The sequence below is a fragment of the Pontibacillus marinus BH030004 = DSM 16465 genome (genome assembly GCF_000425225.1).
Taxonomy (GTDB): Bacteria; Bacillota; Bacilli; order Bacillales; family BH030062; genus Pontibacillus; species Pontibacillus marinus.
Genome location: NZ_AULJ01000055.1, coordinates 1 through 13,755 on the forward strand (window position 1 = coordinate 1; position 13,755 = coordinate 13,755).

Annotated in this window: 12 protein-coding genes; 7 read left to right on the forward strand and 5 right to left on the reverse strand. The window is 42.6% G+C overall.

Annotated features, from left to right (window positions below; genetic code table 11):
* Positions 1-238: 238 nt before the first annotated feature.
* A complete protein-coding gene (locus tag H514_RS0112390; RefSeq protein ID WP_027447253.1) occupies positions 239-1,459 on the reverse strand; it encodes a DUF418 domain-containing protein in 1,221 nt (406 codons plus the stop codon).
* A gap of 88 nt (positions 1,460-1,547) precedes the next feature.
* Here H514_RS0112390 and H514_RS0112395 point away from each other — a divergent pair, with 88 nt between their 5' ends.
* From H514_RS0112395 to H514_RS0112420, 6 genes are all read left to right on the forward strand, one after another.
* On the forward strand, positions 1,548-1,778 hold the full coding sequence (locus H514_RS0112395; RefSeq protein ID WP_027447254.1) for a spore germination protein: 231 nt from the start codon (positions 1,548-1,550) through the stop codon (positions 1,776-1,778).
* Positions 1,778-1,990, forward strand: coding sequence for a spore germination protein GerPB (locus tag H514_RS0112400; RefSeq protein WP_027447255.1), 213 nt, complete (start codon positions 1,778-1,780; stop codon positions 1,988-1,990). The genes H514_RS0112395 and H514_RS0112400 overlap by 1 nt, the downstream gene beginning before the upstream one ends.
* A 96-nt stretch (positions 1,991-2,086) precedes the next feature.
* Complete coding sequence (gerPC, locus tag H514_RS0112405) at positions 2,087-2,689, forward strand: spore germination protein GerPC (protein WP_027447256.1); 603 nt, start codon at positions 2,087-2,089, stop codon at positions 2,687-2,689.
* Complete coding sequence (locus H514_RS0112410; RefSeq protein WP_027447257.1) at positions 2,686-2,895, forward strand: spore germination protein; 210 nt, start codon at positions 2,686-2,688, stop codon at positions 2,893-2,895. Before gerPC ends, H514_RS0112410 begins: the two co-directional genes overlap by 4 nt.
* Entirely contained in the window at positions 2,888-3,307 is a 420-nt protein-coding gene (locus H514_RS22995; protein ID WP_051255132.1) for a spore germination protein GerPE, read from the forward strand. The genes H514_RS0112410 and H514_RS22995 overlap by 8 nt, the downstream gene beginning before the upstream one ends.
* Before the next feature lie 54 nt (positions 3,308-3,361).
* On the forward strand, positions 3,362-3,580 hold the full coding sequence (locus tag H514_RS0112420) for a spore germination protein (protein WP_027447258.1): 219 nt from the start codon (positions 3,362-3,364) through the stop codon (positions 3,578-3,580).
* 259 nt (positions 3,581-3,839) lie between these two features.
* On the opposite strand, the gene addA is transcribed toward H514_RS0112420, so the two are convergent.
* Positions 3,840-7,565 carry a helicase-exonuclease AddAB subunit AddA gene (gene addA, locus H514_RS0112425; RefSeq protein WP_027447259.1) on the reverse strand — a complete coding sequence of 1,242 codons (3,726 nt, stop codon included), beginning with the start codon at positions 7,563-7,565 and terminating at the stop codon, positions 3,840-3,842.
* Positions 7,565-11,065: a helicase-exonuclease AddAB subunit AddB gene (gene addB / locus H514_RS0112430; RefSeq protein ID WP_027447260.1), complete on the reverse strand. Its 3,501-nt coding sequence runs from the start codon at positions 11,063-11,065 to the stop codon at positions 7,565-7,567. Before addB ends, addA begins: the two co-directional genes overlap by 1 nt.
* A gap of 78 nt (positions 11,066-11,143) precedes the next feature.
* On the opposite strand from addB, the gene H514_RS0112435 reads away from it, so the two are divergent.
* Positions 11,144-12,304 carry an MFS transporter gene (locus tag H514_RS0112435; RefSeq protein ID WP_027447261.1) on the forward strand — a complete coding sequence of 387 codons (1,161 nt, stop codon included), beginning with the start codon at positions 11,144-11,146 and terminating at the stop codon, positions 12,302-12,304.
* A 190-nt stretch (positions 12,305-12,494) separates the two neighbouring features.
* On the opposite strand, the gene lepB is transcribed toward H514_RS0112435, so the two are convergent.
* A complete protein-coding gene (lepB, locus tag H514_RS0112440) occupies positions 12,495-13,034 on the reverse strand; it encodes a signal peptidase I (RefSeq protein ID WP_027447262.1) in 540 nt (179 codons plus the stop codon).
* Positions 13,035-13,089: 55 nt separating this feature from the next.
* Positions 13,090-13,737, reverse strand: a complete 648-nt coding sequence (locus H514_RS0112445; RefSeq protein ID WP_027447263.1) for a TVP38/TMEM64 family protein — start codon at positions 13,735-13,737, stop codon at positions 13,090-13,092.
* Between the last annotated feature and the right edge of the window lie 18 nt (positions 13,738-13,755).

The window sequence follows — 13,755 nt, forward strand, 5'->3', positions numbered from 1 at the left end:
AACGGGTTGACTCCAGCGGAAGAACGGAGTGACGAGACCCCGCAGAGAGCTTGCGAATGAGGAGGCTCGGCGCTTCGTCCGCAGGAAAGCAACCCCTTCCACAGCCCGCCGATCTGCAAAAAAGCAACGGAACCATACGCACTTTATCTCGAAACCAAGTCTTCAAGATAAGGGGGCTTTAATTGCACAATCCCCAAAATAAAAAGAGCTTGGATCCCAAGCTCTTTTTATTTCACTTTTAAGTTTCATATGATGCCTTTCCTTCTCTTTCCTTAGAACGACGCATAGGCTGCAAGCTCATATACGTCAACGATCTCCATAGCCATTCAAAGGGTCCGTAACGGAATGAACGGATCCACAAGCGACTGGCGATTACTTGTAAACTATAAATCACTAAAACTAAAATCAAGGTAGCGAGCGGACTCACTTCACCGTAAAACCCTAGTCCCACTGAATAAAACATGAAGAAACATATGATGGATTGAAGCAAATAGTTACTCAAGGATAGACGGCCAACAAATGTGAATGGTTTTAATAATGTAGTGAAAGTACTTCTCTTCTTATATAACAGGACCACACTCGTCATATAAAATAATGCACTGGCAGAACCACCAATCGAATCCTGTGTAACAATTTTGAACCATTCAGGAATTTCAAAGAAGTGTGGACCTGCTTTGAAAACTACAAATAAGGCCAATGTAATACCCCAAGTAACCGTCAACGGCTTCCCAAACTGATCCGGATCATGAAGCCATTTCTTCTTAGCAAAATAAAGGCCAAATAAAAACATCGGGATCAGGCTTCCTGCTAAAAAGATCCATGACATCAGTGATCCGTTGGAATACAGCCAATCATTTAAGTTTTGTTCCCATATTTCCATCAAGCTTCCTTCCCCATAGGCTTGCTTAGCTTGAGCTATTGCCGGTTCATTCACATAACCACCAAGTACACCCATACCGATATAAGGTGAAATTCTTAAATAAAGAATCACTACAGAAAGAGTTAAGAGCCCAATCGCCCAACTAAGGACAGCCTTAGGGCTTCGGCCAAAAAATAAAAATAGAAAAAGACCTAACGTACCATAGGAAAATAATATATCCCCGTGCCATATAAAGAAAGCGTGTATGGCACCAAACGCAATCAGCACAATAAGTCTTCTAAGTAACACCGGACGGTAGTGATACCCTTTTTCTTGTAGCCGTTCTTTCATCATGTAAAGTCCAAAGCCAAATAAAAAAGAGAACAAGGTGTAAAAACTAGCTTGAAAGAAAATATCTATAATTGTTTGAATCATGTTGCTTGTCTCACTTGGCCAGTATTTTTGTTCCCCGCCATACATAAAGTACGGAGCATTAAATGCAGGCATATTCACCATGAAAATGCCAAAGATTGCGATTCCTCTTGCTGCATCGATCCACGGTAGCCGATTTGTATCTTTTAACGGTTGGATAGAATTCACGTCTTTTACTCCTTTGTTCATAAGATTTTTCAACATCTTTACACATTCGCCTTCCTCCCTCATAAACTACGAATAAGGAGGTATGCCTATGCCAGCTCAGGTAGGTGCTGTCAAAGTTGTCAGCGTATCTAACTCTGGCATTTTCAATATTGGAGATGTCTATGCGATGGCTCCTGATAGTTCAGCTAAGACCTTTGCTGGAGGTGGATCATTCAACACGGGTGATGGAATCTCCATTGATCTATCAAACTCTTATACAACGGTATATGATCAAGATGAAATTGACCAGTCTGATATAGAAGAGGTAGGTGCGGTCTAATGAACTACACGATTCATCAAAGCATATGTATTAATTTTCTCAAAGTTGGATCTGTCAGCAACTCTTCTGTTTTACAAATCGGGAGTGCTGGTGTCATTCAAGCCAGATCCAGCCTTTATAACACAGGTGGATATGTGGAGCCTGCAGAAGAAGCAGAGCCGGTCGAAACACCACCAGTTACTCCCCTTGTCCCCCTATCTTCAACAACATAGTGCACAAATCCTTCTAGAAATGCATAGGATAATCTAGGTTATCGCCTATAACTGACGCATTATTATTTTTGAACGACCAGAAAGGGGGACGTTTCGATGAGCTATATGGATTCCTGGACTCAGTATTTAGATCAGCTTCACCAATTAGTCGAAAAGCAAACCCAGAAGATGAAGGAATTAGAAAAACGTGTCGATCAACTTCAAAGCCAGATGGAATCTAACCAAAAGCCATCGACAAACATCGAAAAAATTGAATATAAATTCGATCAACTAAAAATTGAAACACTAGAGGGAACATTAAATATAGGAATCTCCCCTCAAGACGGAGTAGGGATAGAAGATCTAGGTATAGAAGAGCAACCTTTCCCACCGAAAATGAATACAGGGCAATCGGTAAAAGAAAAAATTATTCAAGAACTTGAAGAGTATATGTACCAACAAGGTCCACCTTTATTACAATCCATGTCCCGTGATTACGGACAGCAATTTGAAGAATCTTATCAACAATTTATTCTTAACGATATACAAAAGCAGCTTGGAGATCGCGTGAACCACTACTTGCAACAAGGAGACTATCAAAACGGCATGATAACAGAAGACCAAAAGCAAGCGATCATCCAAGAGGTAAAAAATGAAATCCATAGTTCTCTTCATCAATTTTTACAAAACCAGCCAAACCAAGGAGATGAGTCACCATGAAGTATGAAGTGCATAACTGCGGCCTAAACGTTGGGAATATAAAAATCAACGGGGTGTCTTCATCATCTGTTTTTTTAATCGGTGATAATGAACACATATCATTATCTGCAGTATTTGATACCCCTCCTGAATCATTGATTGTCGGTCCATATGTGCCTCTCGCTCGAAAAGGTAAACGTTCTCAGGAGAAACCAAAGCATGAATAAGCGCATATCACGTGTAGGAGATATACATGTTAATTCACTCACATATAGTTCCATCATTGAAATTGGAGATGCCGTAGAAGCTACGCCAAATTCCCGAGCATTAGCTGTTCAAAAAGAAGGGGCCATATTTACAGACCGTGACTTTCCATTTAATGATTTTCCAGTTTTCACTGAAGAATTACCTTACTTTGATAAAAAGATATCTATTGATCAAGAGCGAGTTCCGTGCAACCCCTATATCGATGTAAATTCAGTACACATTGAAGGGATATCCGCTGCTTCCATTCTTCAAGTTGGAAATTTAGAATACTTGGATGCTGAAGCAAGGGTGAAACACTTCCGGATACTACGTGAAGAGAATGATGATAACGGTAATGATGAAAATAACAACAATAATGAAAATGAACAATAACATCTATGCTGCATAGTCTATTCATAGAACCTCTCGATTAGGTAGGTGATAATCATGCCATCAATTGTAGGCCCTCTAAAAATTAATAGTGTGGGCGGCGGAGTTGTGAACTTCGGCGACTCATTCTATGTCTCACCTAAAAGCTCCTCCAAAACAAATTCCGGTTCTGGAGCTTTAAATACAGGAGATTTCATCTGTACCAACAACGGATTCAGTTCGACTAACCCATTTGATCCTGATGTTGCGGATCAACAAACAGTTGCAAATGCTTAAAAAGAACAAAAGCGCAAGCGCCCGTTTAGCAACGAAGGGACTGGACTGAGCCCGTAGTGAGATAAAGGAAACACAAATTGTGAAGCAATTTGATGTTGACTTATCGAATGGAGGCGAGGGAAGTCCATTCGTTGCTGGGCGCTGGAGCTGGATGTGGCCCCACTCTCATTAAAAAGTTATACACAAGCCACAAATTTTGTGAATTCCCAGAGAATAAAGAGAAACGCCTGGCTGTACGCTAGGCGTTTTTTTGAGTGACTTAATCTACCTTCGTTAAAAGCGGAGCGTTAAAGAAGTATAAATATTTTTCCTCAATGGGTTTATTCCATATACGTTCAAGTGCCTCAGCATATAAGGAAAGCTGTGTCCTGTATCGGGAGACAAGCTTATCCGTCACTTGATCTGTTATCGGTTGTTGGACTTGATCGGTCTTGTAATCGAGAATAACCCAACCCTCTTCACCTGGTATGATCAGGTCGATAACACCCTGGATAAATACTTTTTCATCCGTTTCTTCCTCCCAGTCAGCATACACTTCATGAGCAGGCAAGGCTAAGCTGAATGGAACTTCGCGATAGACACGATCTGATTCAATTAAACGTTGTCCCATTTCACTTTCATAAAACGCTTCGATCGCATGAAAATCAATGACAGCCTCTTCATCACGCGTTAGAAATTCACGCTCTACGAGAACTTCAACTTGGTTCTCAATTTCTTCAGCTGAAAGCACCTTTTCAAACGGTAAGTGCTGCATAACGGTGTGCATCGCACTCCCTTTTTCCGTAGCAGATAATTCCTGGGTCTTTTGCATAAAGCGTGGTCTGGAGACAATCGGTTGTTTAAAAGGTTGCATGAGTGTCTCAGCACTGTACTCATCTTTCACTTCACGTTGACGCTTCAGTTCAGTAACGGACTGCTTCGCCCGGTGATGGATCGCTTTTTGATGAGGATATTGGAAACTTAACCGTCTCTCCACCTCTTCATTCGGTCCTTCTTCAGGATGAATAGGCTCCCAGGCCCGAATCGCTCTTTCCACTGCTTCATGATCATTCGTTTGTAATGCCTCCGGATCTACTAGCTCACTTCCATGTAAAAGCGTTACACGCCAACTTGATTCATCGTTAGCGATTTCCTGCGGTAATAATGGATGTGTTTCAGTCTCCCCTCGCAATGTTTCTCCATGCTGATGTCGGATAAGAGAAGGGCCTACCCAATCAAGATACGTTTTGGTTTCTAAGCGGTAATGAGATGGCAACACCCAATCCGTGTGCTCTACCCATTCTCGCCATTTCTCTAATTTCTTCTCGAGTGATGAAACATTTCCAATCATCACAAGCTTTTCTTTTGCACGTGTTAAAGCAACGTAGAGAACACGCATTTCTTCAGCTAAAAGCTCACGTTGTTTTTCTTTTTTCAACGCATGATACGCAAGAGTTGGGTACATAATGCGTTTTTGTGGGTTAATCATTTTCGCACCAAAACCATGATCCTTGTGCAGCAAGTACTTTGCCATTAGGTCTTGTTGGTTAAACTGTTTATCCATTGCTCCCATGATTACGACAGGGAATTCGAGTCCCTTACTTTTGTGGATCGTCATGATTCGAACAACGTCTTCTTGTTCACCTAGCGCACGTGCTGCACCAAGGTCATCTCCACGTTCCTCTATTCGTTCGATAAAACGAAGGAAACGGAATAAACCACGGAAAGACGTCGCTTCATAAGTACGAGCACGGTCATATAACGCTCGCAAGTTAGCCTGACGTTGACGACCACCTGGAATACCTCCAACAAAATCGTAATAACCTGTCTCACGATAAACTTGCCAAATCAACTCAGATAAAGATCCTTGTCGGGCACGTTTACGCCAAGCATCAAGACGGTGAAGGAAGTGCTCAACCTTATGAACGAGCTCATCGTCTTCTCCAATGCGGCGATAAGAAGTGAGAGCTTCATAGTACGTCGCTTTTTTCTGGGCTAGACGGATTTTTGTTAGCTCGTCTTCGTTCAAACCTACAATTGGAGAACGTAGCACTGAAGCTAGTGGGATATCCTGTCTTGGGTTATCGATAACCTTTAATAGACTGAGCATAACTTTAATCTCAATCGCTTCAAAATACCCTGTGGAAAGCTCCGCATAAACTGGGATGCCTTGTTGTTTCAATTCTTCCACGATCGTTGGTGCCCAAGTCATGGAACGAAGTAAAATCACGATATCGCGGTATTGTACATCACGCTTTGCAGATGTTTCTTTATCAACAACCTGTAAAGCAGGACTTTCACCATGACCGAGCCAATTTTGAATTTTGTTGGCATAGGCTCGTGCTTCGAGTTGGGCTTTTTCAAGGTCCCGAAAATCTTCCCCTGATTCTTCGTTTTGGTCTTCGTGTTTTTCACGATCGATAATCACGAGTTCGGCTTCAGCATCATTGGATGTGATCTCATCATAGATCGTGTTGCTATAAATGAGTTCGGCATCTTTGTCGTAGGTCATCTCCCCAACTTCTTCATCAAGAATTTGACGGAATATATAGTTCGTTCCACTAAGCACTTCCTGACGGCTTCTGAAGTTACGAGCCAAGTCGATTCGCTCAGCAGGATGATCCTCATTCGCAAATGCTTTGTATTTATTCAAAAACAGGGATGGCTCTGCGTGGCGGAATCGATAGATACTCTGCTTTACGTCCCCTACCATAAATAAGTTACCGGCATTCTCTCCATAGGAAACCATCCGAAGAATCGTTTCCTGTACAAGGTTCGTATCCTGATACTCATCGACAAGGAGTTCGGTGAATTGCTGTTGATAGCTCTCTGCTACTTCAGAGGGAATAATCTCTCCAGGTGTTGAGCTCTCATCCATCAGCACTTGTAAACAATAGTGCTCCAAGTCTGCAAAATCGACTAATGCTTGGTCCTTTTTCTTTTGCTGGAAGCGTTCATGAAACTCACGTACAAGGACCATCAGCTGTTCTACCACGGGCGCAAGTGATTGCATATCTTCTAAGTAAGCTGGGAGAGAACGGGCGAACCATTCTTGGCTTAACGATGTCCAACGCTTCTTATAACGGTCACGTAAAGTTTTCACTCGATCCTTTTTCTCTTCTGAGCACTCTACCTTTTTACGGGATAAAGCTTTAAAACTTCCGGCCTCCTGCATGTACTGTTGAAGTTCATGCCACGAAATATCAACAAGTCCTAGAGCTTGCTGAATTTTTTCACGGTCGTCGTCAATGGCCTCCGCATAGTGATACGGTCCATCACTTTCTCGCGTAAGATTAAGAGCCTGCTCAGAATCTTTAAGCATTGCATTCAATTGACTCTTCACTTCTCTTTTCAAAATCTGAAGCCAAACAATGTCCTCTTCAGATGTATCAGGAGAGACATCATACATTGCTTGGACATCATTCATCCATGCTTCTGGCCAAGGGTTTTGTCTAGAAAAGTTATATAAATCAAGCATCAAACGCTCAACTTCTGCATCACTTCGGTCACTAGAAAAGCGGTCTACAACTTCAAAAAATCGATCCCGCTCTTCTCCTTCTTTTCCGTACCACTCTTCGAAAAGATCCTCAATAATCTCCTGGCGCATTAGATCTGCTTCAATCTCATCGGCAATACGGAAGTGCGGATCAAGATCAAGCATATAAGAGTAGCGTCTCACGATATCTAAACAGAAGGAGTGTAAGGTTGATATTGACGCACGTTGAAGCAAAGATAACTGCTTTTTCAAGTGGGTTGAATCAGGTTGCTGCTCAAGCGCTTTTTCAAGAGCCTCCCCAACACGATTACGCATTTCTTGCGCTGCTGCATTCGTGAACGTTACGACAAGCAAGGAATCGATGTTAGTAGGGTTATCCTGGTTTAAAAGCTTTTGAATGATTCGCTCAACAAGGACAGCTGTTTTCCCGGATCCAGCTGCCGCTGCAACAAGCACGTCTTTACCACTCGTGTATATCGCTCGTTCTTGTTCTGGTGTCCAAGTCGGCATTATTCATCCTCCTCTCCTGATAGAATTTGATTCATAATATCTTCATCTTTTAAATTCTTTAATTGTCTGTACTGATTCTCTTCAAGTGATGGATCGAACTGACAAACGGAACGGAAGGAACAATGCGTACACGCTACCTGTTGATCCTTTTGATATGGATTCAGGTTCACATTCCCGTCTGTAATCGATTCGCCGGCTTGTTTCATAATGTTGCGAATATAGGTTTGAAGCTGCTGGAAAGCCATTTGCTCAACCGTTTGCGACCCTTTGCGGAATCCTCCGTTCTTTTTCAAACCAGCCGGAATGATTTTACTCATACCTGAGTCCAGATTCGTGTCCATCATTTTAACGATGTTTTCATCTTCCACAAGAAGCCCTTGCATCTTAAACTTCTTGAAAAGCTCTTCTTCTATCTCACTTTCTTGAAGAAGTGCACTTCCTGAAATCATCGGGTTGTGGACGTGGAAATAGAGCACACCTGCTGGTGAGGCCTGTGCACCAAGCCAAGTCTCAGCATTGGATAGAACAACATCCAGATAGGCGAGCATTTGTAATGCTAATCCATAATAAACCTCAACCAGATCGAGCCCTTTTGCACTGGACTTATAATCGATAATGCGAAGGAACAATCCATCTTCACCTAATGCACGGTCCACACGGTCAATACGACCTCGAAGCATTAGCTCATAACCATTCGCAAGTTCAATATTCATCGGAGGAATCTTTTTATCCTCTTCTGGCCCAAAACCAAGCTCCAACCCAACTGGTGCGAACTGGCTTCGTTTTGCCTGTTCACTAAGCATATACGCAGCACGCGAGACCACATCCTGAAGCTTTTTCTGAATGTATTGATAACGATTCGAGCTATATAAAATTTGGTGCTGCAAAATGGGCGAAAGACTCTCTACCGCTTTTTGCGCATACTGATTGGTATCTTGTTGCGTGATCGAATTCCAATCACGTCCTTCATCTTGAATCCATTCGGTAATCTGCTTTAACGCTTCATGGAAAAGCTGCCCTATATCAGGGGCATCCAATTTATAAACCGAACGCTCTTCAAGTCCCAATCCATACTTAGCAAAATGCTGATAGGAACAACGATGGTACGTTTCTAATCGAGACACACTGGCTTTGAGCTGTTTCGGATACAGGCTCTCGGTTGTTTGTTTACCGAGGTTTTCCGGTGTATTTTCATAGAACAGACTCATCAGCACACGTTTCGTGTCTGCTTTTTGTTCATCGCGTAAAATAAACCAATCAAGCACATCCCACCAAATATCTTTCATTGGATATCCTCGTAAGTAACGAGACAGCTGAGCGGTTAAGATGGAACGTGTTTTTTCAGGTGTTGTAATGAAACGTGTTGCCTCTTCATGATCATCGCTCTCTTGAAGCAGTAGCTTGTTCTCGGCATGAGGAAACAACTCCTGCACACGCTTTACAAGTGTCGATGGTGTTTTGGACTTTCCTTCCTCATTACTTAACGGATAGCTCACCCATAAATAATCAGAAGCAGCAGTAAACGCTAAATACACATAGAAATGATCATCAAGCAGCTGACGCTTACTACTATCAGCAAGATCCATTCCATGCTCCTTCAAAAGCTCTCGTTCATTCTCCGAAATCATCCCCTCTGCAGGTGGCTTAAGTGGCCAAAGACCCTCATTCACACCGAGAAGGAAGGCATTTTTAATACCGGAAATACGAGAACGATCAACACTCCCGACAATGACATGGTCCATGCTAGGCGGTACGTGAGAAAAGGACAGCGATTCTAGGCCCGTCTCAAGCGTGGTTCGGAAAACCTGGAATGACATTTTTTCCTCGCCGATCATATCTACCATTTCATCAAAAAGCTGAATAACAGCTTGCCATACTTGTTCCTGCTCGCGGCCGCGTTCCAGCTGTCCGATATCATCGTAATCATCACGCCACTGATCAAGTTTTTGTGGAACCTGTAGTTCTTCTAACCAGTTGAAAAGAACTTCACAGCGCTCTCTTACAGTTTTAGCTTCGCGAATGGCTTCATCAAATGGAGCGAGCGCTCTCGTTACTTGATGGCGAAGTCTATTAATTCGTTCTTCCTTTTTCTTCTCTTCGTCTGTTTGTCCAGCACTTTCAAAGCCACGGAACCGTTGGAAACGCCATGGGTTTTCATCCAACCAACGCTTTTTCGTACGGACCCCATACTCTAAGCAATAGTTTTCAAGCTCATCAATCGCTTCCTGGGTTAAAGGGTGCTCCTGGTCATCGGACGGAATAAAATCGGTTTTAAGAAGACGGAAAACCGCATCGTAGCGCCAGTTCCCCTCTACAACATCTATGGCAGATCTCAGGAATTCAATTAATGGATGATTCATCATCGTACGCTTCTCATCGATAAAGACAGGGATTTGGTAATCTTCAAAAACCGTTTGGATGAGATCATGGTACACTTCTGGTTCACGTATCAAAAGGGCCATTTCTCGGTAGCGATAGTTACCATCACGAACCATTTTGATAATTTCCTGCGCAACACCCTCGACCTCAGCGCGCGGGTGTACCGCTTGCGCTACGGTTATTGGCGTCTCTCCCTGAAAAGGCGGAGCAGGGCGTGTATCAAAATAGTGCTCCATATGTTCAAACGCATGGCGCTCTTCAAAACGACCAACTTCACCATATAAGTGTTTGATTTCTGTGACCGGCACATTGATCTCATCCGCTACAGCTTTCACATCTTGGAATGTATGAGCAGTTTGGTGGAACAAATCAAGCTCTGGTATCTCACCGTATCGAGGTTCGTCCAGCGTCAATGTAATATTCACTCGCTTGGCTTTTTTCATAAGAGCCTGAAGTACTGTGAGCTCTTGTGGCGTAAAGCGGTGGAATCCATCTAGGTAAATTTCAGCTCCTTCAAGAAAAGAAGCCTCTTCAATTTTTTCCGCTAAAAGCTGCAGTTGATCCTCACTATCTATGTATTGATCACTCAACGCATGCATGAGGTTGTCATAGATGTAAGCTAAATCTTCTAGTTTGTGCTGTAACGCCTGTTCTCCTGGGTGTTGATGCGTGTATTGATCAATGCTATCAATTTGCTGCATGAGCGTTTGCGGTGTAACTCGGTAACGTTTGAACTCTGTAATCATCGTTTCAAGTTGTTCCATAAAACCTTGCTTTTCGATTGCTTTTTGGAACACGTTCCAATCCGATTTACGCTCCTCCGTAATTTTTCGGAGCATCATTTGAATACCAGTAGATGATATAAACTGTCTCGTTCCCCCACCTGTTTCTTGAAGTACGCGCCAAGCAAGACGTGAAAAGCTGAAAACTTGCGCACGAATACTTCCCTCAATGCCTTCCTGTTTTAATAGAGCATACTCCTGCTGGAAGGTCATCTGATCAGGCACCATATAGAGAATGGGTGGTCCATCTGGTGAAGAGACGAGTAGATCTTTGATTTCTTCTAAGCAACGGGTGCTTTTGCCAGACCCTGCTCGTCCAAGTAAAAATCGAATACTCATGGGGCTCCTCCTTTTCAGAACGTTTTTGGGATACATGCATAGTGTGATTTAAGAAAGATTTTGATAAGGGGTGGTCGTATGTCGAAGCAAGCGGTTATGGCTACGGTGTTAGTTCTCACGGGGATTTTTATTGCGAGCAACTTATATACAATGCTTCCTTTACATACTGGACTTGCTGAGACCTTTGGGGTTTCAATTCCTGTTGTCTCCCTATCAAGTTCTCTATTTATTTTTCCATATGCTATAGGGTTGTTCTTTTTCGGAATGTTAGCTGATAAACTCCCTCACAAAACATTACTATTGTGTGGAATGAGCTTGTTAACGATCGTAACAACCTTGATTGGATTTGTAGATGTCTTTTGGTTATTTATTTGTTTGAGGGCGCTTCAAGGCATTTTAGCAGCGAGTTTTGCTCCTACCGCTTTTGCCTATACATTCGAACACTTTCAAGGACGTTTACAAGCTTTTGTGATTGCTATGATTAACACAGGATTTTTATTTGCCGGTATATTTGGGCAAATGGTTTCCGCTGCAATTGCAGATCTATTCGCATATCCTGCGGTCTTTTTTAGCTTTGGATTGTTTTATTTTCTTTGTTTGGTCGGAATGAAAACGGGACTCGTTAAAAGTAAGCCGAAGACCTACACTAAATTGTTCTCACTCTCTCCTATTTTATCATTTTTTCGCCACAGACCCTTACAAAAACTATATGGAATTGCGTTTTTCTTACTGTTTACTGTGATGCTGTTTTATGGAAGCTTTGAATTGTTTATGTACCGTGATGAGCTTGATTTCCCTTTTTCCTTACAGACATTTCGAATGATCGGTCTTATTGGTATAATTCCTGCCTTTTTTGCAGGACGTCTTAAAAGTGCTTTTGGCGCGAGAGGAATACTGGCGGTTCATCTAGGCTTGATGGCTGTTGGTTTTATTGTACCTCTGGTTGCGTTAAATGTCTGGACATTGCTATTTGCGTCTATTTGTATGATCGCATCGACTGCGCTGACGATTCCAATGGTCATTTTGCTCGTGGGCGTGCATGGGGCTCATGCGCGAGCTAGCGCTGTCTCAATTTATTCTTTTACATTGTTGACTGGTGCGAGTGTGGGGAGCTGGATCGCAGCCTTGTTGCCTTTTGAGATGGTTCTGGTTTCTGTAGTGGTGCTGTTTTGTGGGTTGGTGGTCTTGAGTATGTCGGTTAGGAATGAGGTAGAGAATGATGGTTTAAGGGAAGTGTAGGGGGATTTTGTAGGGAGGTCTCTTGCTTGCGTGCGGAGCTCCCCCACTTCTGCGCGGAGCTCACCCACTTCTGCGCGGAGCTCACCCACTTCTGCGTGGAGCTCCCTCTCTTCTGCGTGGAGCTCCGCAATCCCGCTCCAAAACAAAAACCCCTCTGCAGCACAAACACTACAAAAGGGCTTCTCTTATTCTAAAACTGAAGTGCCAACTGATTGATCGGCCAGTAGCGCACATCTACTTTTCCAACAATCGTATCAATCGGAACAAAACCGAAATATCGACTGTCTAGACTTTCACGCCGATTGTCTCCCATAACAAAAATACGTCCGTCTGGAACTTCTTTTACCCCACCGGTTACTTCTTCAAGGGTGAAATCTTCTGTTAGCGGTTTTCCATCATTTTTTCGGTATGGATCAAGGTAAGGTTCATCCACCTTCTTACCATTTAGATATAATGTATCATTCTTATAAGTAATCGTATCCCCAGGCAAACCAATTACACGTTTCACATAATCTTCTTTTTCATTAGCATGAAATACGATGACATCTCCGTGATTCACATCCTGCCAGTCATATATCATTTTATTGACCATCAATAAATTCCCATCAAATAACGTAGGTTCCATGGATTTTCCGTCAACAATGTAACTTGCAAACAAAAACGAACGGAAAGCAAGTGCCAATACAATTGCGAATAAAATGGTTCTGATCCATTTCCAGGTGTTTTTCATAGGGTTTCTCCTCCAGATGTTGTTCTACCAACATTTTACCCGCATCGAAGGAGATTTAATCGTTTGCACTCGCTTTTTCCTTTGATTTATTTTGTAGACGGCGTTCAATAAACTTACCGACAAGCCAAAACACTCCAATACAGATACCCACCACTATCGTCTTCATTGGGTGCTGAGCAAATTCTGTAATGCTGTGGCCAACATAGGCAATGGTAAAGATCATAACAGCTTTTCCTAGCACGACGGCGAGCACAAACTGCTGAAAACCCACTTTTGATAATGCCCCGACTACATTAATGACTGCTGATGGAGAAAATGGAAAGCACATTAACAAAAACAGTGGTCCAAATCCATGTCGTTCAAACCACGCCATCACGCGCTGTACTTGTTTATGCTTTCGTACGAATTGAAAAAAGCGCTGTTGTCCAAGGCGTCTCACAATCCAGAATACAAAAATAGCTCCAAGTGTCGCTCCAATCCATGAATAGAAAAACCCTTTTAGCAATCCATATGCAATCGAATTTCCGAGCACAAAAATAAACAAAGGCAAGAATGGTAAGATCGCTTCTAAAAACGGCAATGCAATACCAGGCAGAGGACCTAACTGCTCATACTGGTTTAAAAGCTGCATAATAAATTCATCAAACGTGTCATTCTCAATCATTTGTTTTAACTTTTCAAAGTCAAGGTCTTGAATTCTCATGGTTTTATCCCCTAACAA